The organism is Pantoea sp. JZ29 (assembly GCF_035190385.1).
Lineage (GTDB): Bacteria > Pseudomonadota > Gammaproteobacteria > Enterobacterales > Enterobacteriaceae > Pantoea > Pantoea stewartii.
This window is the reverse complement of sequence record NZ_CP045241.1, coordinates 2,383,413-2,409,836: the sequence shown is the minus strand read 5'-3', so window position 1 is coordinate 2,409,836 and position 26,424 is coordinate 2,383,413. Positions and strand designations below refer to the sequence as shown.

The 26,424-nt window shown below is 53.4% G+C and carries 18 protein-coding genes; 12 read left to right on the top strand and 6 right to left on the bottom strand.

The features are described from left to right. Nucleotides 1-109 precede the first annotated feature (109 nt). From GC090_RS11155 to GC090_RS11135, 5 genes are all read left to right on the top strand, one after another. On the top strand, nt 110-1,540 hold the full coding sequence (locus tag GC090_RS11155) for a purine-cytosine permease family protein (RefSeq protein ID WP_324021575.1): 1,431 nt from the start codon (nt 110-112) through the stop codon (nt 1,538-1,540). 585 nt (nt 1,541-2,125) lie between these two features. Then, nucleotides 2,126-3,670, top strand: coding sequence for a methyl-accepting chemotaxis protein (locus GC090_RS11150; RefSeq protein ID WP_162285660.1), 1,545 nt, complete (start codon nt 2,126-2,128; stop codon nt 3,668-3,670). A gap of 1,257 nt (nt 3,671-4,927) precedes the next feature. Continuing rightward, a complete protein-coding gene (locus GC090_RS11145) occupies nt 4,928-6,583 on the top strand; it encodes a methyl-accepting chemotaxis protein (protein WP_324019767.1) in 1,656 nt (551 codons plus the stop codon). Nucleotides 6,584-7,010: 427 nt separating this feature from the next. Continuing rightward, nucleotides 7,011-7,709 carry a hypothetical protein gene (locus GC090_RS11140; protein ID WP_324019766.1) on the top strand — a complete coding sequence of 233 codons (699 nt, stop codon included), beginning with the start codon at nt 7,011-7,013 and terminating at the stop codon, nt 7,707-7,709. An 844-nt stretch (nt 7,710-8,553) separates the two neighbouring features. Further along, nucleotides 8,554-9,810, top strand: a complete 1,257-nt coding sequence (locus GC090_RS11135; RefSeq protein WP_324019765.1) for an MFS transporter — start codon at nt 8,554-8,556, stop codon at nt 9,808-9,810. A 359-nt stretch (nt 9,811-10,169) separates the two neighbouring features. Here the strand turns inward: GC090_RS11135 and GC090_RS11130 are convergent, their stop codons facing one another. Beyond that, nucleotides 10,170-11,243 (bottom strand): LacI family DNA-binding transcriptional regulator, encoded by a 1,074-nt coding sequence (locus GC090_RS11130; RefSeq protein WP_033741281.1) that lies wholly within the window; start codon nt 11,241-11,243, stop codon nt 10,170-10,172. A 196-nt stretch (nt 11,244-11,439) separates the two neighbouring features. On the opposite strand from GC090_RS11130, the gene GC090_RS11125 reads away from it, so the two are divergent. From GC090_RS11125 to GC090_RS11110, 4 genes are all read left to right on the top strand, one after another. Further along, the gene (locus GC090_RS11125) at nt 11,440-12,609 is read left to right on the top strand and encodes a Gfo/Idh/MocA family protein (RefSeq protein ID WP_058709183.1); all 1,170 of its coding nucleotides are present in this window, start codon (nt 11,440-11,442) and stop codon (nt 12,607-12,609) included. Nucleotides 12,610-12,619: 10 nt separating this feature from the next. After that, nucleotides 12,620-13,684 (top strand): Gfo/Idh/MocA family protein, encoded by a 1,065-nt coding sequence (locus GC090_RS11120; protein WP_324019764.1) that lies wholly within the window; start codon nt 12,620-12,622, stop codon nt 13,682-13,684. 99 nt (nt 13,685-13,783) lie between these two features. Continuing rightward, nucleotides 13,784-15,334, top strand: coding sequence for an MFS transporter (locus tag GC090_RS11115; protein WP_058709181.1), 1,551 nt, complete (start codon nt 13,784-13,786; stop codon nt 15,332-15,334). Between the two features lie 400 nt (nt 15,335-15,734). Continuing rightward, a complete protein-coding gene (locus GC090_RS11110) occupies nt 15,735-18,065 on the top strand; it encodes an FdhF/YdeP family oxidoreductase (RefSeq protein ID WP_324019762.1) in 2,331 nt (776 codons plus the stop codon). A gap of 425 nt (nt 18,066-18,490) precedes the next feature. On the opposite strand, the gene GC090_RS11105 is transcribed toward GC090_RS11110, so the two are convergent. Together GC090_RS11105 and GC090_RS11100 are read right to left on the bottom strand one after the other, a co-directional pair. Further along, nucleotides 18,491-19,150 (bottom strand): hypothetical protein, encoded by a 660-nt coding sequence (locus tag GC090_RS11105; RefSeq protein WP_324019761.1) that lies wholly within the window; start codon nt 19,148-19,150, stop codon nt 18,491-18,493. A gap of 141 nt (nt 19,151-19,291) precedes the next feature. Further along, nucleotides 19,292-19,459, bottom strand: a complete 168-nt coding sequence (locus GC090_RS11100; protein ID WP_006119050.1) for a con-10 family general stress protein — start codon at nt 19,457-19,459, stop codon at nt 19,292-19,294. A 1,182-nt stretch (nt 19,460-20,641) separates the two neighbouring features. Between GC090_RS11100 and GC090_RS11095 the strand changes: the two genes are divergently transcribed. After that, nucleotides 20,642-20,809 (top strand): con-10 family general stress protein, encoded by a 168-nt coding sequence (locus tag GC090_RS11095; protein WP_006119054.1) that lies wholly within the window; start codon nt 20,642-20,644, stop codon nt 20,807-20,809. A gap of 239 nt (nt 20,810-21,048) precedes the next feature. Here the strand turns inward: GC090_RS11095 and GC090_RS11090 are convergent, their stop codons facing one another. From GC090_RS11090 to GC090_RS11080, 3 genes are all read right to left on the bottom strand, one after another. Further along, nucleotides 21,049-22,077 (bottom strand): methionine synthase, encoded by a 1,029-nt coding sequence (locus tag GC090_RS11090; RefSeq protein WP_324019760.1) that lies wholly within the window; start codon nt 22,075-22,077, stop codon nt 21,049-21,051. A 26-nt stretch (nt 22,078-22,103) separates the two neighbouring features. Further along, nucleotides 22,104-23,087, bottom strand: coding sequence for a DUF1852 domain-containing protein (locus GC090_RS11085; RefSeq protein WP_033741287.1), 984 nt, complete (start codon nt 23,085-23,087; stop codon nt 22,104-22,106). A 502-nt stretch (nt 23,088-23,589) separates the two neighbouring features. Beyond that, nucleotides 23,590-24,492, bottom strand: a complete 903-nt coding sequence (locus GC090_RS11080; RefSeq protein ID WP_039340470.1) for an AraC family transcriptional regulator — start codon at nt 24,490-24,492, stop codon at nt 23,590-23,592. 114 nt (nt 24,493-24,606) lie between these two features. On the opposite strand from GC090_RS11080, the gene GC090_RS11075 reads away from it, so the two are divergent. Beyond that, nucleotides 24,607-25,491, top strand: coding sequence for an SDR family oxidoreductase (locus GC090_RS11075; protein ID WP_324019759.1), 885 nt, complete (start codon nt 24,607-24,609; stop codon nt 25,489-25,491). A gap of 73 nt (nt 25,492-25,564) precedes the next feature. Beyond that, the gene (locus tag GC090_RS11070) at nt 25,565-26,392 is read left to right on the top strand and encodes an MBL fold metallo-hydrolase (RefSeq protein ID WP_324019758.1); all 828 of its coding nucleotides are present in this window, start codon (nt 25,565-25,567) and stop codon (nt 26,390-26,392) included. The last annotated feature ends 32 nt before the right edge of the window (nt 26,393-26,424 follow it).

Here is a 26,424-nt window from a genome sequence, read left to right as displayed (position 1 = left end):
CGTGAGCATGACACTACCCCTGCCTGTCTATACATGTACTGTCACCCTGCGTTGGCGTCCGCCGGACGTAAACAGCAACGCACCCCATACACTGCCCAGTGAGGAAATGATGCCAGCCGAAACATCTGCAGCAGGTTATTCAGGCGTTGAGAAACCGCGCCTCTCTGAAAGCCGTTCCATTGATTACATCCCACTGCGGGAGCGACATGGTCATCCTTTTAGCCAGTTCACACTGTGGTTTGGCGGAAATCTGCAAATCACCGCGATAGTTACGGGTGCGCTGGCGGTGGTGTTGGGGGGCGATGTGGTCTGGTCACTGGTGGGATTACTGGTCGGACAGATCCTGGGCGCAGGTATCATGTCATTACATGCGGTTCAGGGGCCGCGCCTGGGTTTACCGCAAATGATCACCAGCCGCATGCAGTTCGGCGTCTATGGGGCAGTCATTCCGCTGCTGCTGGTATGCATGATGTACGTCGGTTTTTCGGCCAGCGGTACCGTGCTGGCCGGCCAGGCGCTGGCTAAGCTGGTGCATGTCAGCCATGCGACGGGCATGATCCTGTTTAGCGCGCTAATCATCGTCATTGCGGTGCTGGGTTACCGGGTGATCCATCAGCTTGGCAAACTGGTCAGCCTTGTTGGTGTACTGGCTTTTGCTTATCTGTTTATCACATTGGTGGTAACGCATGACTTAACGCCTGTCTGGCAGAATCAGCACTTCACGCTGGCTCATTTCCTGTTGGCGGTGTCGCTCTCCTCCTCATGGCAGATCGCATTTTGCCCTTATGTCTCCGACTATTCGCGCTATTTGCCTGCGAATGTCTCCGCGAAGACGTTGTTCTGGTCAGTGTTTTTCGGCACCGTAACGGGGACGCAGGCGTCCATGACGCTGGGTGTGATTGTCGCGGCGCTGGCCGGAAAGGCGTTTGCGGGCAACGAGGTTGGCTATATTGTCAGCCTGGGCAGTACGCCCACGATGGCGATGGTGATCTATTTCGCTATCTGCTTCGGCAAAATCACGTTCACCACCCTGAACGCTTACGGCAGTTTTATGGCACTGACCACTATTGTTTCGGGTTTCCGCCAGCAATCCGCAATGGGTCGGGGTGCACGCATTCTGTTTGTGGTCCTGATGGTCAGTGTGGCCTGTGTGATTGCCTTGCTGAGTGAACCCGCTTTTCTGAAAACGTTCACCCATTTTCTGCTGTTTTTACTGGCGTTTTTCGTGCCATGGAGCGCGATTAGCCTGATCGATTTTTATGTGATCACCCAGGGCAAAGTGGATATTCCTGCGCTGTCACAGCCAGACGGACGTTATAGCCGCTGGAACAGGGTGGGGATTACCGTTTATGTCCTGGGTGTGCTGGTACAACTGCCGTTTATCGACAATCCACTTCACCATGGTTCACTCACCTGGCTGTTTGCCGGTAACGATGTGTCGTGGTGTATTGGCTGGTGTATCACGGCACTGCTGTGGTGGATGGCCCGCCGCTGGGATCGCCGGGGCACACCCGTCCATTCAGTCTCCCCGGCAGAATAGCCGTTGCCATGCTTTCTGGCGGCAGGTAAGACGGGTTAACGGGGGAATGGAAAAGCGTTTTACGGCATCTTCCCCGTCTGAACAACGGACAACATCGCGTCACAGGCATTTCCGAAAGGGACCCGATGAATCATCCTGACCGTGTCGATGCTCATCGCAAACCGGGCACAGAACCGCCTCCGCCCGTACAGAATTCATGAGGTTACGTCTGGCCTTCGGGCGTTGCCGTCAACGTAACACACTGCTGTTCACAGAAGCTGGAGATCGCATTCGAACAGCATGATCCCCCTGTGTCGGGAGGTGTCTGATACGCCGCGTTTTATCGTGACATGTTTACTAACAATATTCTGAAAAAAGAGTTTTCGCCCTCCCAGCCGCGCTATGCGCGACTTTGCCGTATTGGCTTTGCTTTCTGTCCGCTCTGTCCCACCCGAATTCCATTTTGTCATCTATATAGATTTCCCTGTCAGCCGTTACTGACAGGTGAAGGAAACACACATTTTCATTTGCAGAGATCTTTCCGGCAAATGTATTCAGCAAAACCGGACTACACACAGCAGTAGCAACATTATCGGGGAAAACACCATGAAAATTGCCACACGTCTCGCTGCAGGCTTCAGTCTGCTCATCCTGCTTTTTGTGCTCTGTACAGGCATTGCGCTTCACGCACTCTGGCAGGCACGGGACGACATGGATAATGCCGTCAACAATAAAATGTATCGGTACAATCTGATCCAGGATATGCGCAGTGCTGCCCGGGATATGTCCGTTGCGGTAAGAAATATTGCCTTACTGAGCGATGCAAAAGAGAAGCAAACCGAGTGGGAGCGGGTGCAGAACCAGAAAGCGAACTACCTGGCGAAACGCGAAAAACTGGTCAGCAGCATGTCGCAGAATGTATCAGCCGAAGGGAAAAATGCCCTGGAGAACCTGCTCGCTAAAGATGACCAGGCGCTGAACCTGATCACCATGGCAGGCCAGAAGGCGATGCAAAGCGACCAGGCGGCCACAATTGATTACCTGCTGAAAACGGTACGGCCGGTACAGCGGAAAATGCTGGACGCCCTGGATCGGCTTTCCGAGATTCAGATGGAGGTGAGTCAAAAAACGGTTTCTGATGCCAGAGAGTCAGCGTCACGTACGGCCAGTCTGATGGCGATAATGGTCTTTTTGTCTCTGGTTGTTGCTGTGATGGCCTGCGTTATCATTATCCGTACGCTGATGCGCCAGCTGGGCGGCGAACCGGCGCAGGCACAGGCGCTGGCAGCATCGATTGCGTCCGGAAATTTAACGTCACCTGTCACACTTCGTCGCAACGACACGACCAGCCTGCTGGCTTCCCTTCATGTCATGCAGGCCAACCTGCGCAACATGGTCGCGAATATCCGGGATACGTCGAACGCTGTCGCGTTAGCCGCCGATGAAATTTCTAAGGGGAATGCCGAGCTTTCTTCCCGCACCGAACAGCAGGCGGCAGCTTTACAGGAAACGGCCGCCAGCATGGAGCAGCTGACGGCCACGGTGAAAAGCAACACCAGCGGCGCACGGCAGACCGCCGAATCTGCCCGCGAAACCGCCCGTCTTGCCCGAGGCGGCGAAGAGGATGTGCAGCGGATGGTCGATACCATGCAGGACATATCCATGAGCGCAACGAAAGTGCGTGATATTACGACCGTCATTGAAGGCATCGCTTTCCAGACCAATATTCTGGCGCTCAATGCTGCGGTTGAAGCGGCACGCGCAGGCGAAGAGGGCCGGGGATTTGCGGTAGTGGCCGGTGAAGTCAGAACGCTTGCGCAGCGCAGCGCTACGGCTGCGCGCGATATCAAACTGCTGATTGAAGAGGCGGTAGGTCAGGTAGAAAACGGCACCACGGTGGCGTCTACGACCGGACAGAGCATTGTCAATATTGTGGGGAGGGTGAACGAGCTGGCTGAGGCTATGGATAATATTTCTCTGGCTTCCTCTGAGCAAATGCAGGGCATTTCGCAGGTCAGCATCGCGGTGAGCCAGATGGATGGCGTAACGCAGAACAATGCAGCCCTGGTCGAGGAGTCATCCTCTGCCTCCCATTCGTTGTCAGAACAAGCGCATGCGCTGCGTAACATGGTGGAGGCATTTCAGGTCTGACAGATCACCGCCCGCCGGGCTATCCGGGCGGGCGGTGCAGTAACCGGATGAACCCTGTTATCTGATGCAACGTCATGAATGTTGAGGGGGATATCCTCACTGTCTCAGCTGACAGCGAGTCATTATCAGCATGACACGGGTGACTAACAGGATGCGCCTGGCTGCGAAAATCAACGCCCGGTGAGGCGCAGCCCCTGTCAGGGCTTTCTGATGCGCGCTGACCGGCTGATGGCGAAAGCCGCCTGTGAGACACTTTTCTGTTAACGTAAATATGTCCCGCGCCTGCGTCGTAAAAAAATAACCTCATGTTCACGATGCCGTTTAAAAAAGCAGACAGCAGCAAAGCGTTTATATGGCTGCAATGACACAGCATTGCAGAAAAGAGAAAAATGATATAAGGCTATTAAAATAGTGCGGCGCTTAATTGAGTTTTGCGAAAAAATAACATCTGATTACATCTCTTATGGTATTCCCTACAGTAATAATGCGGCGCTCAACTACACTTCCTGCGCTGCGCTATACAGTGTCGGCCTAAAGGTGGCAGTTTATTGATTGGTGTTAGCCCGGCATGCCGGGCTTTTTTTATGGCTATAAGTAATGAGTTATCGCTTAAGGATAAATTAAAAATAGGGTTTTATGCGTTGCCGGTTCATCACTGTACAGGCATTCAGCGTGGCTGATGACGTGAAATGTTCCCGTATTGAAAACGACAGGGTAACGGTTTAATGGCACGTGTCGCAACGCGATTTTGCCATAATTTTTTGTTTTAACAGTATTTTTATGGCGTTTTCGTGTAGTGAGGCTGGCTGTCGCATCAGAAAGCAGCAGGACGCCGCTCTGCAATGTGAGGACGCGATGCAGGATTCCCCCCTTACAGAACAGCGCTCCCGCGTAAAGAAAAAATATTTAAATATGTCATTTAAAATACTGCTTTAATTTTCTTGATGGTTTTTCCCTTTTAACAGGAAAAATGAATGATAAAGGCGGGGGCTTAACGTCAGGCACAGAAAAAGGGGGGTTATTACGTTTTAAATGCGCGGCATTAAATTTTTAGAAAACAGCGTTGCAAAAATAACTGAGGCCTTTCAGTGAGTTGTTTTTTCAGGAGGGAGGCATGTATAAATGGCGTGTAAACAGAGCGGGAACTCCGTTTGATTATTTTTTTATGGCGCCGATATTTTATTTGACTGTCTGTATGTCGCCTCTTTTCTGAATCATATCAGACGTATTTCTTTTCTCTTTTACCAGGTAAAAACAATGACTATAACTCAGCGTCTTTTATTCACGTTTTCGCTGCTTTCCGCAGCGCTGGTTGCTATGGTTGTCGTATCTGTCAGCGTGTCGCAAGGGTTTCAGACCCGCTTCAAATACGTTAACGAAAATACGGTCCCGTCAATCACCGGTATTTCAAAGATGATTGAAGGCAGTAATGCCGTCATCATCGCCCTTTATCATCATCAGAGCGTGACTGACCTGGCCAGGCAGGCTGTCATCGAAAAAGAAGTCAACGACACAATCAAACATATTCGTGCGCTTAATCAGCACTACCTTGCAGAGGACACGTCCAACGAGCAAGACAGGCAAATGACGGAAAAGGCGTTTACTATGATTAATAAAATAGAACGCGACCTGCCGGCCTTTCTGGCCGCCTCACGTGCTCAGAATGATGCTGTGTCTCTGGGAATGTTGCAGGGGACAACAGGGATTGGCGCCGAAGCCCGACAGCTCATTGCGAATTATCAGCAGCAACTTCAGCTCAATACCAATCTCGCCAATGCGCTCAGCAGAGAAAACGACAGAACCTATTATCATACGCTGTTAACCCTGATCACCGGCTCAGCCGCCGCTATTTTGCTGCTGGGGTTCTTTACCGTTAAGACAATTTTAGCCATTCGCCGCCAGCTGAATGCCATGCGCCTGACGATGGAGCAGGCCAGCGAAAACCTCGATCTCACTCTCAAAGCAGATGACACACGCTCTGATGAAATCGGCCTGACGGCAAAAGCGTTTAACCATCTGATTCAGACTGTGTCGCTGTCACTGAACGCAGTAGAAAGTGCCGCGCAGTCTGTCAGTACAGCGTCATCGCAAATGTCAGCGGGTAACGAGGATTTATCGGCAAGGACTGAAGAGCAGGCGGCATCACTTGAGCAAACGGCTGCCAGTATGTCAGAGCTGAGTGAAACGGTGCGTCAGACGGCAGAAAATACCCGACTGGCCAGCCAGTTAGCGAAAAATGCGCGTGAGATTTCAGAAGACAGCGCAGATCGGGTGAAAACAATGCTGACGACGATGGGCGATATACGCGAAAGCTCGGCCAAAATTACCGACATTATTTCTCTCATTGAGGGGATTGCCTTTCAGACCAATATCCTTGCCCTGAATGCGGCGGTCGAAGCCGCACGGGCAGGTGAGCAGGGCCGTGGTTTTGCGGTCGTGGCTGGCGAGGTGCGCAACCTGGCGCAGCGTTCGTCATCATCAGCCCGCGAGATTAAAGCGCTGATTGAATCGTCAATGGGCTTTGTGGAAGCCGGTGCGGTACAGGCTGAAGGGGTGGGTACAAATATGCACAAAATGAACGATGCCGTCCGGCAGGTTACCGATTTGGTCGATGAAATCTCTGTCGCCGCCCAGGAACAGTCTCAGGGAATTAGCCAGGTCCATCTGGCCGTCAATCAAATGGATGATGTGACGCAGCAAAATGCGGCCCTGGTGGAAGAAGCATCCTCTGCGTCGCGTTCATTAATGGAACAGGCCTCAGCATTAAACCGCCTGGTTGCCACGTTTGTTATCCAGCGTGCAGGACCTGACGCGCTTAAGGAAGTGAAAAGCGCGATAGCTCCGCCCGCCATGACGCGCCCTGTCAGCAATATTGTTCCCGCTGCAGCGGAGACCAACTGGCAGAGTTTTTGAAAATCAACACAAACGCCTGTGCTGCTGAAAACGGGCGCAGGCTCTGAACGGGCAGGGGTCACCACAGATTCTCCGTGGTGACCTTGCGGTTCTTACAGAACGTGACCCTTGCAAAAAAACCACCTGCCGGAGTAAGTTGAAATCCGCCTGACGTGTCACGTCACCGAGGCACGCCACGACCGGGCGTGCGATGACAGAAACACGCAGGCTGTTCGCCGCTTCAGGCGGGAAACCCGGAAGGCAGAGCTCAATTCGTCATGCAGAAACCCAACCCTGAAGATGTGGCAGAGGCGTAAAGTAAAGGTGCAGGCAGGCGCGATGGGTCAGGCGCTTCACCGCACGGAATGGCGGGCGAAGGGTCGCGCGCGTGCGCTTCCTGAAGAAGCCCTTTCAATGACGAACCTTAATTCTATACAGTCAGGTCACTATGAAACCATCACTGAGCAGATATGCGTTGGCCGTCTTTGCGAGTGCGGCTTTTCTCTTCCCGTCCCTGTCGGCTGTCGCCAGCCCGGTTCCGGCTGGCAACGTCCAGTCCGTGCCGCCGCAGGATGCGCCCTGTTGCGGCGCGCTCACGCCCAACGCGCAAAAGATTCTTGCCGTGCTTGACCATGCGGACGTGGAGCATTTATGGCTGAATCATCATCACGTCAACTGGGAAACGGGCAAGCCTGACAGACCGGATAACTATTCTGGTCCCGGTAATCATACGCACTGCAGTGCGTTTGCGGCGGCGGTAGGCGCACGCCTGGGCGTCTATATGCTCAGGCCGCCTCAGCACAGCCAGATTTTCCTGGCGAGCGCACAAACGCGCTGGTTTGACAGTAGTGAAGGGCGTCAGTCAGGCTGGATCAGGGTCAGCGATGCGTGGCACGCTCAGCAGCTGGCGAATAAAGGCATGCTGGTGGTGGTCGCCTATGAAAGCCCCGATCAGCACAGACCGGGTCATATCGCTGTTGTCAGGCCGTCACGTATCTCGCTGGCAAGATTACGCGCTGACGGTCCGGATATCACCCAGGCAGGCAGCCGAAATATGACGATCGGTCACGCCGCTGCCGCCTTTTCAGGCCATCGGGGCGCCTGGCCTGATGGGGTTAAATTTTTTGCGCATGCACTACCGCAATAAGGGTATTCGGGGCGCGCTTAGCGCCTTGTTATCACCAGCCTGAGGGGTGCCATATTATGCTAAACAGGGTCCGTTATTTCCGGTCTGAAAACACAAGCACGTGGTGAAACAGCCAGCCTGTAGCGCTGTTCGCTTCATGCAACCTGTTAAAGCTTTCTGCTGGCAGCAACACCTGGTACGGGCAGACCTGTCTCCATTTCCTCTGAAACCGCCCCGCTGTATTACGACCTGTAAGCCGTTCCCTGTTATCCGGTGTAACCGGTCTTATCACCTGAACGACGGCGATCCCGGCTTCTTCCCGGAGCACATAATCCCTGCTATTCACAATCGAGTGGGTCTTTGTCGGGTAACCACTGACAAGACAGTGTCTGATTTCAGGCAGCGTCCGGGCCTGCATGATGTACGGATAAAAAAACGGCTATCTCTGCGCGGCGTCCCTTTTAGTAAGGAAACAGTTAAAAACCGCTGCGTTAGGAGAAAAAATGGCCGCCTTACATTGATGGGATGGCGAACTTTAAAGAGTGGGTAAAACCCATCCTGCGCATTCAGGCTGACGTGAGAATCAGGCGTAATTTTCCAACGATGCGCAATATCGCCTTGTTTCTCGCCTGCGCCCCTGGCGGTCTTGGTGTTTGTTTCAGGATTAACGCCTGACGTTATAAATCACTAACAGGCTTTTCATTACATTATCCTGTGGCGAGGGTTGAATACGTCATAACCCTGTGAATCAAAGAGTTAGCGTGATTTTATATTGCATCGTGTCAGGAATACTTATATTACTAATTGACAAGCCGTGCGATTCTCTGACGCTTCAGTGTGCAACAGACCCATCATAAGGTGACGTATGACAACAAAGCCCGCCGCTGAAATCAGGGTAGAGCCCGGTGTATTTAAGACGTTAAAAACCTTTCCGGCGACAGTTCACGCGCTGCTCATTTTTACCCTGATTATTCGGTTCAGCTATTTTATGGCCTGGCCATTTATCGCAATGATCATGACACAGAACTACCACATGTCGCCTGTTGCCATCGGTTGCGCGATGACCAGTAGTGCGCTGGTATCCGTGGGGCTGGGCATGTATGGCGGCCAGATTTCGGACAGGTTAGGACGACGGATTATTCTGCTGATGGGCTGTGGATTTTCGGCAGTCGGCTATATCCTTCTGGCGCAGGCGACGGGAGTCGGTCTGTTTATTACCGGCCTGATGATTATCGGCGTTTGCTTTGCGTGGGTTGATCCGCCTTTGCGTGCGTTAATGAGTGATTTACTGGGCGATCGTCGCCGCCGCGCACTGGCTTTACAAGTGCGCTACTACCTGGTCAACGTCGCTGCGGTGTTGGGCCCCCTGGTGGGCATTGCTTTTGGCCTGACGTCTCAGAAAGGCACATTTCTGATAACCGGCCTGAGCTATTTCCCTTTTTTTATCTACGTGCTCCTGTTTATCCCGGCGGGTAAACCGGTGAACACGCCGCCGGCCGACAAGGTTTCCGCTGTTAGACTTCACCAGGTTATGGGAATTATTATCAGAGATAAAATTTTTGTGGCCGGGCTTTTGTGCAGCACATTGTGCAGTATCGTTTTTATTCATTTTGAAGCGGTACTGCCCCAGTACCTTCTGTTACTGAACAGCGACGCGGCTGTAAAGCTGGTGACGTTAATACTGGTCACGAATGCCTCGACCGTGCTGGTATTTCAAACCTTTCTGGTCCGCATTATGGCGAGGATGCATTTACCTCAGCGAATTCTGTTGGGTGCAGTGATTTTCTTTTTCTCACAGCTGTGTTTTTTCTCCCTGCGAACAGCGGATAGTTGGCTTTGGCTGTCTGTCACCGTGTTGTTTAGTGCAGGCGAAGCGATTCTGATGCCGAACCTGAATATTTTACTCGACCAGTTGGCACCCGCCGAACATCGAGGTGCCTACCTGGGCGCCTCAACATTGTCAACGCTCGGTATTGCTGCCGGGCCGCTACTGGGTGGTGTGATGCTGGCCATGACCGGGCCGGGCGTATTTATAAGCACGGCCATGCTGAGCCTCCTGCTCTGCGCCATTATTTATGTCAACAGGCAACGTATGCTGGCACGTTTGCAGGCGAATTCGTGAAGGCACCTGTATAGCGCAAACGGGAGGCGGTCACGGCAACTGACATGCGCAGCAACGAACCAGAAGATCGGGTCAGGCGTGATAACTGTCCGGCGGGGAGGTCAGGATGCCGAACCGGCAAGAGCGTCGGCAGGGCAGGTCTACGATGCAAACCGGTTTACAAAGCACGATGAGGTGAAGAGGGAAGCCTGTATTCAGCTATGTGGGCAGGAAAGGCAGGCTGTTTTGCACAGTTTGCCTTGTGGGCTCGGTGAGAATTCACGCCTATTGTGCCCGTGTCAGCCGGCTAATCACAAATGCTAGCGTTGAGCGGGGCCTGCAACAGATGACTTGCCTGCTGCAAACCCGCATCCCTCTGTTCAGGCCGGTGTCTGATCGTCCCGTATTTCCTCCCGCGCCGCATGGCGAGTGGCATTGGCGACCGTGCCGTGGTCGATCAGTTTTGCCTGTAACAGCAGATTATACACGGGCGCATGGGGCCGGTTTAGACGGTTCTGCAGAAGCTGGATGGCTTCGTAGCCCAGCTCCCGACACGGGACGGCAAAGCCTGTCACCGGCCTGCCGGCCGCGCCCGCCAGCTGACTTGCCAGATCGGTCGTCATCAGTGAGATATCCTCGGGAATACGCAAGGAACGTGCCGCCAGCACAGTCTGAACGCCGGTAATAATCCCTTTGCCCACCGGCACTATCACATCGGGCCACTCCTCACGCGGATGTTCGTCCAGCCAGCCATTCAGGGCGGCTTCGGTTTCATGCTCAGAATAGGCTTCAACCACAATCAGGTCCTTTTGCGCGCTAAAGGGCAGGTGAAAATGGCGATACGCGTCTTTAATTCCCTCCAGCCGCAGAAACAGCGTTTCACGGCGCAGACAGGTGACGGTCAAAACCCGGCGGTGCCCTTGCTCAAACAGGTGCTGCATGGCGCTGAACCCAATCGCATGGTGATCGGGGGAGACCGCATCCAGTTTCATGTCTTTATCGCGGGAATTTATCAGGACGCAGGGTTTATTCAGCGAGGCTGCCAGGCTGAATATCGCCTGATCGTCGGTGCCGATGATGATGATCGCATCGTTGCTTTTTGCGCCCGCCTTCTCCAGAAACAGTTTCACATCGGCACGCTGTTCCTCCAGTGGGCAGTAACTGATGTGCACATCATGGCTGGCACAGGCTTCGGCAATCCCGCGCGTCACTTCCAGATAGAAGTGATCGCCGCGCGGCGCAAAGGTCCGGGCGGGCGCAAAGACCACCAGACCGTTAATTAACAGGCGGCTGCTGACCATGTCGTGCAACACACCCAGTTGACGTGCACAGCGCACAATCGCATTACGGGCTTTTTCACTGGTATAAGCCTTGCCGCTCAGTACGCGCGAAACGGTACTGACAGAGTACCCGGTTTTTGCCGAAATTTCGTCCATCCTGAGCTTGCCCGCCATAGTGTGATCCCCGTCCCAATCAATTTTTGCAATTTTTTGCAGCCGTAGTGGCTTGATAGTAATGCGGTTTTACATGCTGTTCACAAACTACCTTGCCGCTCTGCGAACATTCTCACAAAAACAGTTTGTCCCACGACAGCCGCTTTTCTATGTTCCTCGCAAAGACAACAGCGACGGTCAAAGACGGAGAAGTGGCATGTTAAAAATTGCGATAGTAGGTATGGGTAATATTGCCAATTTACATATTCAGGCGTTTTTGCAGTTTCCCGAACGCGGCAAAATTGTGGCGGTAGTGGATGTGTACCCGGACAAAGCCCGCGATAAATTGCAGCGTTACGGCCTGAAGGATGTACGCGTGTACAGCGATCATCTCGCCATGCTGGCGGATGGCGCAGATATCGATGTGGTGGATGTCTGCACGCCGCCTTATGTGCATGCCGAGAATACGATAGCGGCGCTACAGGCAGGCAAACATGTGCTGTGCGAGAAGCCGATGGCGGCATCGCTTGAAGAGTGCGATGCCATGATTGCGGCGCAAAAGGCCAGCGGCAAAGTGCTCTCCGTGGTGGCGCAGAACCGCTTTACCGATGCCTTCTGGCGGTTAAAAGCGGCCGTGGATTCCGGCCTGGCAGGAAAGATTTGTCACGCCCAGGTTGATTCATTGTGGTGGCGCGGTCATGCCTACTACGACCTGTGGTGGCGCGGGACGTGGGAAAAAGAAGGTGGGGGCTGCACGCTCAATCATGCTGTGCACCACATCGATGCGCTGCAATGGATGCTCGGCGCACCGACGGACGTGGTCGCCATGATGAGCAATGTCGCCCATGACAATGCGGAGGTCGAAGATCTCAGTGCCGCTATTTTCCGTTACCCGAACGGCACGCTGGCACAGCTGACGGCCTCGGTGGTGCATCACGGTGAAGATCAAAAAATCATTTTACAGGGCGAGAAAGCGCGGCTCTCTGCGCCCTGGCAACCCGTTGCTTATCAGGCGGCGGAAAACGGCTTTCCGGAACAGGATCATCACATCGCGCTGGAAAACGAACTGGACCAGCTGTATGCGCAGATCCCGCCCTTGACATGGACACTGCATGCCGGTCAGGTGGATGACTTTTTCTCGGCCATTGAGCAGCAGCGTGCGCCGCTGGTAGACGGTGAGCAGGGCAAGCAATCCCTGGCGTTAATCACCGCCATCTACAAGTCGGCTATAACCCATACCACCGTCACACTGCCGATTGCCAGCAACGACACCTTCTACCGTACCGGTGGCCTGATTGCCAGCGCACCGCACTTTTATGAAAAACAGGCCTCCGTGGAAAATTTCGCGGATGAGGATGCGATCCCGTTAGGCAAAAACTTTGCGTGAGGACAACACCATGAATCAAAAGGATGGCATGAACTACGCGCCGAAAGGCAAACCCCAGCCGGTTGTGAACCCAGGCGAGTTTATTATCGCTGCCGCCGGGCTGGATCATGGGCATATCTATGCGATGTGCAATGGCCTGACTGAAGCCGGGGCGACGCTGAAATGGGTTTATGACCCGGACGCGACCAAAGTCGACAGGTTCCTGCAACAGTTTCCGCAGGCTCAGGCGGCGGATTCCCTGGACACGATCCTCGCTGACACACAGGTGCGGCTGGTGGCAGGGGCGGCCATTCCCTCGGAACGCTGTGCGCTGGGACTGAAAGTCATGGCGGCCGGGAAAGATTACTTCACCGATAAAGCCCCACTCACCAGCCTGGAACAGCTGGACGATGCCAAAGCCATGTGCGCCAGAACCGGCCGCAAATATGCGGTGTACTATAGCGAGCGTCTGCACGTTGAGAGCGCGGTTTTCGCGGGACAGCTGGTGGAACAGGGCGCGATTGGTCGGGTGGTGCAAACGCTGGGCACGGGCCCGCATCGCGAAGGAACCGGTCGTCCGGACTGGTTCTATCAACGTCGCTACTTTGGCGGCATTTTGTGCGATATCGGCAGCCACCAGATCGAGCAGTTTCTCTATTACACCGGCAATAGTCAGGCCCGTGTGGTTGCCAGTCAGGTGCGCAATTTTCACCATCCGTACCATCCGCAGTTTGAAGATTTCGGCGAGGCGATGCTGGCAGGGGAAAATGGCGCAACCGGCTATTTTCGCTGTGACTGGTTCACCCCGGAAGGCTTATCGACCTGGGGCGACGGGCGAATGACGCTGCTCGGAACCGACGGTTACATCGAAATTCGCAAGTATACCGATCTCACGCGTGACGAGCAGGATGTGGTTTACCTGGTGAATCAGGACGGTGAGTTTCGCTACAGCGTGGCGGGCACGGTGGGTTTCCCGTTCTTTGGCCAGTTGATCACCGACTGTCTGCATCGCACCGAGCACGCCATGACGCAGGAACATGCGTTTAAAGCGGCTGAACTGTGTATCAAAGCCCAAATGTTAGCTAACGCGGTGTAGTCAGCCCGCACGCCCATTCTTTTCCAATTCTGTTGATAACAGCGACGGCAGGCACTGGCTTGCCGTTATAAAACACCGACCAGAACAGGAAGCAGATAAATGGTTAAACCGACTGAACGTCGCGTCGGGTATGGCGTAGCAACAGGCTACGGCATTACCGACTTATTTGGGGGCGGTGCCTTTGCAGTGATAGGTGCCTGGTTACTGTTTTTTTATACCACCTACTGCGGGTTATCGGTGCTGGAAGCCGGATCCATCTTCGCCATCGCCAGGGTGATTGATTCCGTACTGAGTCCGATCATGGGGTATATCACGGATAATTTCGGCCATACCTGGGCCGGGCGCAAATTCGGCCGTCGTCGTTTCTTCTTGTTAATTTCCTCGCCTCTGATGCTGCTGTACGGCGCATTATGGGTCACAGACATGAGCTACTGGTATTATCTTGGTACCTATCTCACCATCGAATTGTTATCTGCCATGGTGCTGGTGCCGTGGGAAACCCTGTCGTCAGAAATGACCAACCGTTTCAGTGAACGCACTCGCCTTTCCGGCGTGCGGATGATGTTTTCCTCGCTGGGAAGTTTTCTTGCGGTCTCGGTACCGGGCGTCATCATGACGTACACGGGCAAAGACAACGCCATCACCTATACACTGACGGGCGTGATTTTCTCAGTGATTTACTGCGTCGCGGTATTTATTACCTGGTATACCACCTGGGAAGCGAAAGATATTCAGGATGCAGACGAGGTTCAAAAGCCACCGGCACCCGCGCGTCATTTTCTTTCGCATGTGAAACACATGTTTGTGGATCTCGCCTCGTCATTTAAAATTCGGGCGTTTCGTCAGCACCTGCTCATTTATATCTGCTCGTTCACAGCGATGGATGTGTTTCTTGCCGTTTTTACCTATTTCGTTATTTATGGGTTAAAACAGGATGCCTCATTAGCCTCGCTGCTTCTGAGTAATATGATGTTTATGTCTATCCCCGGCACCTTTTTATTTATGCTGTTGCTGGGCAGATTTTCTATGACGCCCTCTAACGCCTTGAGACTCTCTTATATATCTATTGCCGTCGTGCTGCTTTTTCTGTATGCCGTTTATCTCTGGCAGTGGCATGTACCCGTGCTGTTATTTAGCGCCGCCTTCCTGTTTATGGGGATAGCGCGCGCGGGGCTGTATTATATTCCGTGGAATATTTACAGCTTCATTCCCGATATTGATGAAATGGTAACCCGTCAGCGCCGGGAAGGCATCTTCGCGGGGGTCATGGTGCTTACGCGCAAAAGTTCGGTCGCGATTGCCATCTTTACTATTGGCGTGGTGCTCCAGGAAAGCGGGTTTGCCAAAGGGAACGGCGCTCAGCCTGATAGCGCAATCACCGCCATTGTCCTGCTGATGGCAGGCGTGACAGGCGCGCTTCTGGCCGTGAGTTTCTGGCTGACGTTCCAGTTCAAACTGACCCAGCGCAGCCACAAATTGCTGATTAAAGAAGTCGCACGCCGTAAGCTGGGCGGTTCACCTAAAGACTGTGATGCCGAAACCCGTGAGGTGATCAAAGCGCTGACCGGTTATGCCTATGATGATGTCTGGGGGGCCAGTAAAAAAGAACCTCTACAGGATGCTGCTGTAAAGTCAGAACTGAAAGGGTAAGCGAACAGGCCGTTGGCGTGACTCACCGGAGAAATATAAACCGCCAGAAGCGTCAATGGCCAGCCAGAAATAAGCAGAACGGATAAATGAATATCATGCGACGCGAGTGGATATGATTTTCGTCGTCATTTTCCCGCTATTTGGCGGACGCTGCCTGCTCATGATTATGCAAATGAAAAGTGACGTCGGCTCGCTATTTACGCGTGATTTAAAATTCTGCCTTTTAAGCGAAACACGGCGGGTAACGCCGTTGGGACACAAAAAGCGCATGGGCTGCAATTAACCGCAGCGAGGTAACATTTTGCAAAAATTAAATCAGGCTTTGCGCCCTGCTTAACAGGCGTGTTCCCAATCCTGTACCAGGCTTAAGCAAAAGCCATTGATACAGGTTGGGATAAAAATGAAAGAAACGAATCGTACTTTTGGGGTCAAACCGTATGGCGGCTCAGCGGGTGGCTGGGGCGCATTAAAAGCTGTAGCGGATGCGATTCGGGGACAAATGGCGGTGAAACAGGACGTCATTGCCCTGTTCAGGGTGAACCAGCCCCAGGGGTTTGATTGCCCCGGCTGCGCCTGGCCTGATCCGCAGCATACGTCTTCTTTTGAGTTTTGCGAAAACGGGGCCAAAGCGGTGTCGTGGGAAGCCACTAGTAAGCGTGCCACGCCCGATTTTTTCGCGGCTAACAAGGTCAGCGATTTGTGGGCGCGCAGCGCGTTGGATCTGGAAGGCGAAGGGAGGCTGACCCATCCGATGAAATATGATGCGGCCAGCGATACCTATCAGCCCATCGCATGGGAAACGGCCTTTCGTGAAATAGGTGAGCGGCTGCGCAGCTATAGCGATCCGAACATGGTTGAGTTTTATACCTCTGGCCGCGCATCGAATGAAGCCGCTTTTCTCTGGCAGTTGTTTGCCCGCGAATACGGTACCAATAACTTCCCAGACTGTTCCAATATGTGCCACGAGCCGACCAGTGTGGGGTTGCCGGAATCCATCGGCGTAGGAAAGGGCACCGTCGAGCTGGATGACTTTGACCATTGCGACCTTGTCTTATGTATTGGTCATAACCCGGGCACCAACCATCCGCGCATGTTGGGCACGCTCAGAGAGGTGTCAAAACGTGGTGCGACGATTGTTGCGATTAATCCGTTACGCGAACGCGGGCTGGAGCGGTTTACCTCACCGCAAAGCCCAATCGAGATGCTGTCGATGGGCTCAACCGAGCTGGCGTCAACCTATTATAAAGTGCGCGTAGGCGGTGACGCGGCCATGTTGAAAGGGATGATGAAATTCCTGCTCGCTATGGATGCGACGGCCAGAGAACAGGGCGAACCGGGTGTGCTGGATGAGGCCTTTATTCATGAACACACTGAGGGCTTCGAGGCGCTGAAGGCCGATCTGGAGGCGACCAGTTGGGCGCACATTCTGAAAGTTTCAGGGATGGAGCGTGAAGAGATTCAGCATCTTGCCCGGCTGTATGCGGAGGCGGATCGCACCATTATTTGCTACGGCATGGGCATTACACAACATCAGTACGGAACACAGAATGTACAGCAAATCGCGAATCTGTTGCTGATGCGCGGCAACATGGGCAAAAAGGGGGCCGGCATTTGTCCGCTGCGCGGCCACTCCAATGTTCAGGGTGATCGCACGGTTGGGATTACCGAAATCCCGTCTGACAGTCTGCTGAACAGTCTGGAAAAAGTGTTTGGCTTTACGCCGCCCAGACAACACGGTCACGGCGCGGTTGAGGCAATTCGCGCCATCCGTGACGGCAGTGCTAAAGCGCTGCTGTGCCTTGGCGGCAACCTGGCTGAAGCCATGTCTGACCCACAGGTCACCTTTCCTGCCATGCGCAATCTGGATTTGGTAGTGCATATGGCGACGAAGTTGAACCGTTCACATCTGTTGATGGCAAAGCACAGTTATCTTTTTCCGGTACTGGGACGCACGGAGGTGGATGAGCAACCCTCGGGTGCGCAAAGTGTCACGGTTGAGGATTCCATGTCGATGGTACATGCTTCACGAGGCACGCTCGATCCCGCCTCGCCGCACCTGAAGTCAGAGCCGCTGCTGGTGGCCAGCCTGGCGAAAGCCACATTGCCTGATACGGTTGTCGACTGGGACAAGATGACGCGTGATTACAGTAATATCCGCCAGGCCATTGAAGCGGTGTTTCCGGGCTTCGAAAACTATAATCAGCGCATTCAACAACCGGGTGGTTTTCGCCTGCCCAATGGCGCATCCGAGCGCATCTGGCACACGCCGTCAGGAAAAGCGCAGTTCCTGGTGATGGCGGGCATCAATGAAGATCCACGCTCACTGACCTGCCACGATCTGGTGCTGACGACATTGCGCAGCCACGACCAATACAATACAACGCTCTATGGTCTGAACGATCGCTACCGGGGCGTAACAGGACGCCGGGATGTGCTGTTTATCAACCCGGATGAGGCCGAAAAACGGCAGTTACGCGTCGGCGAGCAGGTCAACGTCATCGCCCTGGACCCGGACGGTAACCCGACCTCAAGGCGCATGGATAAGCTGACCATCGTGGTGCACGATATGGCCTATGGTTCGGTCGCAGCCTATTATCCGGAAGCGAACGTACTGGTACCGCTGGACAGCCATGATACCAAAAGCGGTATACCGGCCTATAAAAGCACCCCTGTCAGGCTCGAACGCATTCAGCCTGAAAGCGCACTGGCCGGCTCTGCCACGCGTCGTTAGCCGGTATTCACAGAACGTGTGCGCCCTCTGAGAGAAGCGGTACGCAGCGGGCGCAGACTCGCGTCGCCGCCGCATTGTGCGCCGCCAGTGGCATTGAGTTGTATGGGGCGCATCACTGGGGGCATGAACCGCCGCGGATGCGTAACCGGAAAAGGCGGCCCGGAACTAACCTGTCCGGCGCAATCACCGCCATGCTATGGCCCGCGTTAGTCCACGGTCTTTCATAAAACGTCAGGATTGAAGGATAAATGAGTGCGTTTACTGTAAGGCTGGGGTCACGCGTATCCACACCAGAACAGCACGCAAGAGGGTGTCAGAACGCAAGGGAAAGCGCCGGAGAACATACCGCAGCCACGCGGAGTGCAGAGAAAACGCTAACCTGTTTGCGGAATGAAGAGGGGAAGGGCAGCATTAACGCGAACCGGCTACTGAACGCTGATTTGGCTGGCCTGCCAGATCAGATGGTGATCGTAAGACTTACGCTGATGAGCTGGCAGCGGCACAGAGGTGTCCACGCAGACATCCACACTAAAGCCCTGTGCCGTTAACCGGATGGCCTCAAGCAGCACATCTGTGTTCTGTACTTCACCTGCAATCTCAAGCAACAGCGGTACGCTGGCCGAGCGAGAGGCTGCGCGGGTCACACAGGCGTGATGATGCTCCGTGACATGTTCAAAGCGGGCAAGCCTGCGCGCAGCGCCACGACGCTGGTCCTCGCGCAGCCAACTGCAGAGTGGACGCATTAAAGACCGGACAAAATCGTCACCGGCAAAGTCACGACTCAGGCTACGGATAACCCGGATCAACTGCCTGTCTGAACCAAACTCCAGGCTGGTCAGGATTTCGCCACGGCGGGCGGGCCAGCCATACGTCATTACGCCCTCTGATTGCCTGCGGCCATCGTGCATTTCCTGCGCCGTTGCGCCGTGGGCATTGGCTGACATGACTTCGCGGATTTCTTCGAGCTGGGCTTCTGTCCAGTAGTCTGTCACGGGATCTACAGCAACAAGTCCATACCGTTGCCAGCGTCGTACATTGGTCAGGGAGGCGCCTGTGAGCGCACAAAGCGTGTCGGATGACAACATAAAAACTCCTGTTTATAAAAAATCAGATGTGCGCCAGCGCCAGGAAGATAAGCGGCCTTCCTGGCGTTGCGCGTTTCGGTGGAGATATAAAGAGATGCTCGCCAGCGCGGCAAAGGCAGACGGGCGAAATTGCAAAGGGAACTAGCCCGTACGGCGGCTGACTTTTCCCCCTTTACGGCCCGCCTCTACTGCACGCTCGGGGTTGTTCCTGAAGTTTCCGCTACTGTTTTTGCCGCCTTTCCGACCCGCTTCAGAGGCTCTCTCGGGGTTTGCTGCAAAATTTCCTGCGCCGCCACGATATTTGACCATGGGTCTATCCTCTCTCATTTCATCATTAACAGTGGAAAGCCTCATTTTGGTCGATGGTTTCTGATAATTCCAATGCGAAACAATACAATGGAAAAAAATAAAAAACGGTTTTTTTAATACCGCTTCGTCTTGAAAGGTTTTTTACTCTTTGAAAATGAGGATTATTAGCATTAAATTTGTACGAAAGTTTCATTCCATGTACAGCTTTACTGCCCGATTTTTTTTTGACGAATCTTAACTTTTTTATAGCCTGTCGGCCTGACGGCGACATATTCATGCTGCCACGCAGCGATCTCATTTTCTTTTTTCACCTAACAGAAACGCTCAATCCGCTTATCAACACACAGGGCGCGATAGCATTTTTTGATGTCAGTGAATGCCACTATTTTCATAGCTGGCGTTGGGGGCGTCCTGTTATGTTTTAACCGACGAAACGGGAGGCTGTCTTTTTAAACCGCCAGGCGAGAAAATAAAGCGGTATATTCACACGCGCGACAGACACGGGGAGCCTTTTTTAGGCGCAGGGTTTTATTTAGAGCGCGATGAGTAATGAATATTCACAATCGCCGTGGCTTTTCCTGAGCGCGCGCTGTTGCCGCTGACGGATGACTGAAATACATTACCTGCTCCTGACGACAGACCACTCTCTTTTATTTCCAGGCAGCGTTAGTGTGCCCCTGATCAATAAGGCCGTTAACACGTGGCCGACGCCAACAGGTAAAGCTTAATGGCAGAGCACGGTATTACAGGGCAGGCGTCAGACGTGGTAGCGTCGTTTTCTGAGGCTGGCAAAAGGTTGAGTGGGATGCTGCGGAAGCACGTGGTGGTGCGTAAACAGATTGTCTTTTAACCGTGAAGGGATGTCAGCCTAAGGCTGAGTATTTATTTTGCCTGAAAATTGCCGTTCTACACGCCTAAATGTAACCTCTTGTTAATTTTTTGACGAATGAAAGCAGTCGCATTTAACCAAGAGAAGCGAGTTTTATGGTGATTATCTTGTTGTTTTTCGCTTTTATTTTCCGCCCTCCGTTGCGGTTGCGCGGCAGTATTAAAAGCGCTAAACAAAGCGGCGAATGTTTTATCCGCCACGCTTGCAGATTAACAGGCGCGTTATAACCTTAACAGTGCCATGCAAATGGTGAAGCAAAGAAGCAGACAACTTTAACCTGAAGAGGAAATATTATGACTGAACATCGTGGCGGATCAGGTAATTTCGCGGAAGATAAAGAGAAAGCTTCTGAAGCCGGTAAAAAAGGCGGCCAGAACAGCGGCGGCAATTTCAAAAACGATCGTGAAAAAGCCTCAGAAGCCGGTAAGAAAGGGGGCCAGAACAGCCATCGTGGCTCCTGATACCGGCTTATAAGGGACTGAACAGCGGAGCAGGGACTGCTCCATGATTGCATTATGTCCCACCGTTTCCGCAGGCATGATCAATGCCCACGCTAATTCATCAGATACGGCAGCGGCCCCCGCACGAAAAAGCCCGGTCAGTGCCAGGCTGTTCTTACACAAAGGGATGATAACGACAAGGCAGGGATGGCAGGCGAGTCACGTCAGCGCGCTCACCTGCTGCAGATTACCCGCGTGAATTACGCTGAAAGCTCCTGACGAACAATAGCCGCACCCGCGCTTAAGGCATGGAGCTTGCCACGCGCCACCTCACGGGATAATGGCGTCATACCGCAGTTGGTTGACGGATAGAGTTTGTCGGCATCCACAAACTGCAACGCCTTACGCAGCGTCGCGGCCACTTCTTCCGGCGTTTCAATGGTATTGGTTGCTACATCAATGGCACCCACCATGACTTTTTTACCCCGAATCAGCTCAATCAGCTCCATCGGCACGCGCGAATTCTGACATTCCAGCGAAACGAAATCGATTTTTGATTTTTGCAGTTTCGGGAAGACTTCTTCATATTGACGCCATTCCGTCCCCAGCGTCTTCTTCCAGTCGGTATTGGCTTTGATACCGTAGCCGTAGCAAATATGCACAGCGGTTTCGCACTTCAGGCCTTCCACAGCGCGTTCCAGCGCGGCGATGCCCCAGTCGTTGACTTCATCAAAGAACACGTTAAAAGCGGGCTCATCAAACTGAATAATGTCGATGCCAATCGCTTCTAACTCTTTGGCTTCCTGATTCAGAATTTTGGCAAATTCCCAGGCCAGTTTTTCACGACTCTTGTAATGGCCGTCATACAGCGTATCAATCATGGTCATCGGACCCGGCAGCGCCCATTTGATCGGCTGCTTAGTCTGCTGACGCAAGAATTTCGCATCGTCAATAAAGACGGGTTTCTGACGGCTAACCGCGCTGATCACCGTCGGTACGCTGGCATCATAACGATTACGGATACGGACAATTTCGCGCTTCTCGAAATCAACACCATTCAGGTGCTCAATAAATGTCGTCACAAAGTGCTGGCGCGTTTGTTCACCGTCGCTGACGATATCAATACCGGCCTGGATTTGATCGTCCAGAATTAAACGCAGCGCATCTTTTTTCCCTTCAGCCAGTTCTGAGCCTTGCAGCTTCCAGGGCGACCACAGCGTTTCAGGCTGAGCCAGCCAGGATGGCTTCGGTAAACTGCCTGCGGTTGAGGTAGGTAACAACATTTTCATAATAGGTGACCTTGTATTTCGGTTAATCAAAGCGCGTAACTGGCAGACCACTCTTCAAGAACGGCTTTATAAGGTTTAATGAATTTCTCTTCGGTAAATTTCCCTTGTTCTACCGCTAACAGGCTACGCTCTTCGCGATCGTAAACAATGCGCGTTAATGAATAGTCCAGATGGTTCAGGCTTGGCTGATAACACTGGCCAGCCGGTGAATTAGCATTGTAAATCTCAGGACGATAAATTTTCTGGAACGTCTCCATCGTACTAATGGTGCTGATCAGCTCAAGATTGGTGTAATCACTCAACAGGTCACCCGAGAAATAAAACGCCAACGGGGCAACACTGTTTTCCGGCATGAAATAGCGCGCCGTCAGGCCCATCTTGTGGAAATACTGGTCAGTCAGGGAATAGGCATCCTGCTGGTATTCAATACCCAGTACCGGATGACGGTTTCCTGTGCGGGTATAAACGTTTTTGCTGGACACGCTCAGGCAAATGACCGGCTGTTTTTTAAAGTTCTCTTTAAAGGCCGAAGAGTTCACGAAGCACTTGAAAATATTGCCGTGCAAATCGCCAAAGTTAGCAGGTGCGCTGAAGCCGGTGTTGTTTTTATTGTGCTCAGACAGCAGCACGCTGAAATCATAATCGCGCACGTAAGAGGAGAAGTTATTGCCAACAATACCTTCAATACGCTGCTGAGTTTTTTTATCGACGATATGGGTTTTCAGAATTTCAATTACAGGAAACGCGCCGCGTTGCGTCTCGTTTTCGATATTTAACTCAACCGAGATAATTTCAAGTTCCACACCATAACGATCGGCCTTTGGATTATCCCAGTGCGCCAGCGAGTTGAAGCGATTATCAATCATCGTTAAGGCATTGCGCAGGTTTTCCTGACGGTTTGTCCCGCGCGCCAGGTTAGCAAAATTGGTGGTGATGCGCGTATTTTCAGACGGGTTGTAATTCTCATCGAAAACACTGCTCTTAATCGTAAATGTGAATTCTTTTTTCATCGTGATGCACCCTGCGTTCTGATGTGAAAAACGGTCTGTGGCTGTTAGTTATCCAGACTGGCCTGCATTCTGGTTTTTCGTTTAACCGCTTTCACGTTGTGTGTTTGTCAATAAAGCATATTTTATGCCAGAGCCGCGGAGGAAGGGAAAGCGACTTAATTTCAACACAACATGAGCCATCTTCATGGTCAACAGAGGTAAAGCCTCTGTCATACGCGTAATGGAGACAAACGGACAGAGTGTGCCGTGGTGCAATGCGCCCTGAACCCTTGTAGCGTAAGGCCTGCCGATATCCGGATTTCCGTCTCCTCATGAAAACGGCTCATGTGAAGGTTTCTCATGTTTCGGGAAAAGCGGTGATATTTATTCAGGTTAATGAGCCTCTTTCATGAGCGTTGTACAGGCCCGCAGCAAGCGCTACCGTACTCACGCAGGGATTTTCAGCCCCGCGCAGCCATATTCCCCTGAAGCCCGCCATCATCCCTGGTTTCGGGCCGCCCGATCAGGCGTTTTCTTTACTGAACTTGCCTGGTGAAACACCGATGACACGCTTGAAGGCTTTTGCAAAGGCGCTCTCAGATTCATAGCCCAGCCCGGCAGCAATCGCGGTAAGCCCGCCATTCCCTTTTTTTAACTGGTCGCAGGCAAGATGCATGCGCCATTGCGTGAGATAGTCGACGGGCGCGATGCCCACCGTTTGCTTAAATCGTTCAGCAAAAACCGCGCGTGACATTCCCACCCTGGCTGCCAGTTCCGCCAGCGTCCACTTGTGTTCGGGGTGCTGGTGCATGCAGGCCAGCGCCGCGCCCAGCTTTTTATCCTTCAGGGCCGCAAGCCAGCCTGACTGCTGCGGGTCATTTGCATACAGCCGTAACGCCTGAATGAGCAGCATAAATGCCAGCTGTTGCACGATGAGGACGCTGCCGGGCTGCGCTTCACGGACTTCCTGTGACATTCTTTCCAGCGCCCATTGCATGGCGGCTCTGTCTGCGCTGCGCCGGATATGCACCACTGGCGGCAGCGTACCTAACAGCATCTGTGCGGGCCGTCCGGTCAGCAGGAAATGCCCGCCTACCAGTAAACAGGCGGAGGTTTCATCAAGCTTTGCCGCTGTCACGGCAACCATCTCAGACCGCACCGTCTGGAAATCGACAGTCTGCGCGTCCGGGTTTGTGGCCAGCCTGAAAGGTGCGCCTGGCGGGAGCAGATAGCACTCGCCGGCGTTAAGGCGCAAGGGTTCCGCAACACCGTCAACGGTCAGCCAGCAGGCACCCGCTACGACGGCATAGCACTTCACGCCATCATGAGCGGGCCATTGTACCGACATCTCCGGCGTCAGTATCACACCACCGGAAACGTAACGTTGTGGTTCAAGCAGGGCTAAGAGCTGTGAAAGCGGGTCCATGATCATCCCAGACGGTCAGACATAAAAAAGCGACGTTATCACATAGAGCGCATTCCTTCTCCACCGTAAAGTAGACAACCACGGTTGCGAAGGCTGACAAGAGGACGAACAGACATGCGGCTATTTCTTACAGGAGCAACGGGTTTTATCGGGTCGGCGATTGCGGCCGATCTGATCGCGGCAGGGCATGAGGTGGTCGGACTGACCCGACATCAGCAGGGTGTCGACAGGCTCAGCAAAGCAGGTGTCGAGCCCTTTTGGGGTGATATTAACGATCACAATAGTTTGCAACGGGGCGCGGCAAGCTGCGAGGGAGTGATCCATACCGCCTTTAACCATGATTTTTCGACGTTTCTGACAAACTGTGAAGCCGATCGGCAGGCAATCGCCGCGATGGCCACGGCACTGGCAGGAAGCGCACGGCCCTTAATCATCACCTCGGCGGTGGGACTGGGCTCGACGGGGCAGGGAAGACCTGCCGTAGAAGACTATTTCAACCCGCTTCATCCTAATCCGCGCCGGGCATCCGAGCTGGCCGCAATAGTGGCACTGGAAAAAGGGGTCAACGTTTCCGTTGTGCGGTTATCTCAGGTACATAATCCGTTGAAGCAGGGCCTGGTTACGTCGTTGATTGAGGTGGCGAGACAGACAGGCGTTTCCGCTTTTATTGATGAAGGCCAAAACCGCTGGTCAGCAGTGCATCTTGACGATGCGGTTTGCCTCTACAGGCTGGCGCTGGAAAAAAACAGACCAGGAAGCCGTTATCATGCGGTCGCCGAAGAAGGCATTACGCTGCGCGTGCTTGCCGACGCCCTCGGGCGGATCCTCAACCTGCCGGTCATATCCCTTTCAGCCGCTGAAGCTACCGATCATTTTGGCTGGCTGAGTCATTTCGTTGCGCAGGATATGTCCGCCTCAGGCAGGCTTACTCGCGCGCAACTGGGATGGCAGCCCACAGGACCGGGATTGATTGCCGATCTTGAACGCATGCCGGGCTAAGCGTGCTTAACGGCTGGGAAGATGGCAAGATGCGACGAGTCAGTATCATTTTCCCCCTGATTTGAGAGGTCATATGTCTGTGACGCCGGTTTACCGCGTGGGTGAGTGCGAGGTCTTTAAAATTCCTGAACTGGACGCGTCTCTGTCCACGGAATGGCTGTTTCCCGCGCAGGCGTTAGCGAGCGGAACGCCGGAAACGATTACGCTCTCTGTTCACAGTTGGGTGGTCCGCACGCCTGACAACCTTATTGTGATCGATACGGGCAGCGGCAATGGTCGCGAGCGGGCAGGCTCTCCGCTCTCCCATCAGCTGAATACGCCGTATGCGCAGCGCTTACGTGACGCGGGCGTCGATCCTGACGCGGTGGATATCGTGCTGATCACCCATCTGCATGGCGATCATGTGGGCTGGAATACGCACTGGATGGACGGTAAATGGACACCGTTTTTCAAACATGCCCGCTACTACTTTTCGGATAGCGGGTTGAAAGGCTGGCAACACGATCCGGCACGCAAAACGCTGTTAGAGGACAGCATTAATCCGGTTATCGCGGCGAGTTTGCTGGAGACGTTCGATGTGACGCAAGAGCCGGTGTTTGCTGATGTGCTGCGCTATGTGCCCACGCCCGGCCACAGTCATGACCACGCGTCGATTATTCTGCACAGTGCGGGCGATTATGCGCTGTTTTCCGGTGACCTGATGCATAACGATTTGCAGGTCAGTCAGCCCCAGCTTGCCTCGCGCTTTTGTGCTGATGCCGCGCAGGCCGAAGCCCAGCGGCGCTGGGCAATGACGTGGGCGAGTGAGCATCAGGCACGCTGGTTTAGTTCGCATTTTCCGGGCTCGTCGGCAGGTCATGTCAGCCAGACCTCTGCGGGATTTGAATGGCAGTTTATCTGAGTTTTACGTTCTGTAGCTAAGCTCACGGACGT

Coding starts and splice junctions, on each gene's coding strand:
- GC090_RS11155 (WP_324021575.1), top strand. CDS start 110: ATGCCAGCCGAAACATCTGCAGCAGGTTATTCAGGCGTTGAGAAACCG.
- GC090_RS11150 (WP_162285660.1), top strand. CDS start 2,126: ATGAAAATTGCCACACGTCTCGCTGCAGGCTTCAGTCTGCTCATCCTG.
- GC090_RS11145 (WP_324019767.1), top strand. CDS start 4,928: ATGACTATAACTCAGCGTCTTTTATTCACGTTTTCGCTGCTTTCCGCA.
- GC090_RS11140 (WP_324019766.1), top strand. CDS start 7,011: ATGAAACCATCACTGAGCAGATATGCGTTGGCCGTCTTTGCGAGTGCG.
- GC090_RS11135 (WP_324019765.1), top strand. CDS start 8,554: ATGACAACAAAGCCCGCCGCTGAAATCAGGGTAGAGCCCGGTGTATTT.
- GC090_RS11130 (WP_033741281.1), bottom strand. CDS start 11,243: ATGGCGGGCAAGCTCAGGATGGACGAAATTTCGGCAAAAACCGGGTAC.
- GC090_RS11125 (WP_058709183.1), top strand. CDS start 11,440: ATGTTAAAAATTGCGATAGTAGGTATGGGTAATATTGCCAATTTACAT.
- GC090_RS11120 (WP_324019764.1), top strand. CDS start 12,620: ATGAATCAAAAGGATGGCATGAACTACGCGCCGAAAGGCAAACCCCAG.
- GC090_RS11115 (WP_058709181.1), top strand. CDS start 13,784: ATGGTTAAACCGACTGAACGTCGCGTCGGGTATGGCGTAGCAACAGGC.
- GC090_RS11110 (WP_324019762.1), top strand. CDS start 15,735: ATGAAAGAAACGAATCGTACTTTTGGGGTCAAACCGTATGGCGGCTCA.
- GC090_RS11105 (WP_324019761.1), bottom strand. CDS start 19,150: ATGTTGTCATCCGACACGCTTTGTGCGCTCACAGGCGCCTCCCTGACC.
- GC090_RS11100 (WP_006119050.1), bottom strand. CDS start 19,459: ATGGTCAAATATCGTGGCGGCGCAGGAAATTTTGCAGCAAACCCCGAG.
- GC090_RS11095 (WP_006119054.1), top strand. CDS start 20,642: ATGACTGAACATCGTGGCGGATCAGGTAATTTCGCGGAAGATAAAGAG.
- GC090_RS11090 (WP_324019760.1), bottom strand. CDS start 22,077: ATGAAAATGTTGTTACCTACCTCAACCGCAGGCAGTTTACCGAAGCCA.
- GC090_RS11085 (WP_033741287.1), bottom strand. CDS start 23,087: ATGAAAAAAGAATTCACATTTACGATTAAGAGCAGTGTTTTCGATGAG.
- GC090_RS11080 (WP_039340470.1), bottom strand. CDS start 24,492: ATGGACCCGCTTTCACAGCTCTTAGCCCTGCTTGAACCACAACGTTAC.
- GC090_RS11075 (WP_324019759.1), top strand. CDS start 24,607: ATGCGGCTATTTCTTACAGGAGCAACGGGTTTTATCGGGTCGGCGATT.
- GC090_RS11070 (WP_324019758.1), top strand. CDS start 25,565: ATGTCTGTGACGCCGGTTTACCGCGTGGGTGAGTGCGAGGTCTTTAAA.